Origin of the sequence: Cellvibrio sp. OA-2007 (genome assembly GCF_000953825.1) — a bacterium.
Lineage (GTDB): Bacteria > Pseudomonadota > Gammaproteobacteria > Pseudomonadales > Cellvibrionaceae > Cellvibrio.
Genome location: NZ_BBUL01000036.1, coordinates 1 through 1360 on the forward strand (window position 1 = coordinate 1; position 1360 = coordinate 1360).

The following is a 1360-nucleotide window of genomic DNA, read 5'->3' on the forward strand; positions in this document are numbered from 1 at the left end:
GATCCCGGCCTGCGCCCACTGCTGTCCGGGATAATTTGAGGGGAAGTTGCTGGAAGGTACGGGAAAGGGTTGCGAGTAGGGGTTTGGGGTTGTAAAACCCCGAGCTCTCACACTCAAAACCGAAACCCGCAACCATGTCCACGATAACCACTTTTCATGCGGTTTTAAAGGGGTTGCCACGTACCGTGTTTGATCGGTGCGTCGAGCGACACCATGCCGACAAAGGATGCAAGCGCTTTCATCCCTGGGATCACTTGGTTGCAATGATGTATGCGCAACTGAGTGGTTCGCCCAGCCTGCGCGCACTTGAGTTGGGTTTTAATAGTCACAGCATGCATCACCGCCGTCTACATACCAGTGCCGTTCACCGTAGTACCTTGTCGGACGCGAGTGAGCGGCGCTCTGCCGCCGTCTTCATCGACACTGCCACGTGGCTGATGGGGCAGGTCTCGCGCAAGCTGCGGCAGGAAATGGCCCCGTTGATGTTCTTGCTCGACTCGACCTCGATCACGCTCAAGGGACGCGAGTTCGACAGCTGGACGCTGGAGAATCGAAACCGCAACACGCAGGGCATTAAGCTGCATGTATTGCTGGACACTGCATCGCACGCACCGCTTTGGTATGACTTCAGTGCACCCAATGTCAATGATGTCACCCAAGCCTGGCAGGTGCCGCTTCAAAGCGACACGCTCTACGTGTTCGACAAGGGTTACTGCGATTACAACTGGTGGGCACAGATTGATGCGGCCGGCTCACGCTTCGTAACCCGATTCAAGAGCAACGCCGGGATTGAATCAGTGGGCGATTTGCCTGTCTGCGACGAGGCCCAAGGCATTGTCTTGTGCGATGAACTGGTGCGCTTGAAGTACACACATCTAGGTAAGCAGCGTCTGAATCACTACGATAAGGAACTGCGCCGCGTCACGATCCACCGTCCGGACAAGGGAACGCCGCTCGTTTTAGCGACCAATGACCTCGACAGTAGCGCACTAGAAATAGCCCAGCGCTACAAGGAGCGCTGGGAGATCGAACTGTTCTTCAAGTGGATCAAGCAGCACTTGAAGATCAAAGCATTTCTGGGCCGAAGCCCCAATGCCGTACGTATCCAGATCGTGACCGCCTTGATTGCATATCTCTTGATAGCGCTATACAAGCAGGCCCATGGCCTTACCCAAACGTTGTGGCACTGCCTCAGCCTGATCAGCGCTACCCTGTTCGAGTCTCCGGTCACCGATATGCAACCTCCCCGAACGCGTCCGAAACGAACGCAGACGCAGGTGGCGCCACAGCAGGGAGCACTCCAATGAAGAGATATCGAATTATTCCGGACAGCAGTGGGCCTGCGCCGGGAGTCATGGGC

At 56.1% G+C, this 1360-nt stretch carries 1 protein-coding gene; it reads left to right on the plus strand.

The window, feature by feature from the left end:
- The first annotated feature begins 134 nt into the window (after positions 1-134).
- Positions 135-1307, plus strand: a complete 1173-nt coding sequence (locus AWU77_RS02145; protein ID WP_084617923.1) for an IS4 family transposase — start codon at positions 135-137, stop codon at positions 1305-1307.
- The last annotated feature ends 53 nt before the right edge of the window (positions 1308-1360 follow it).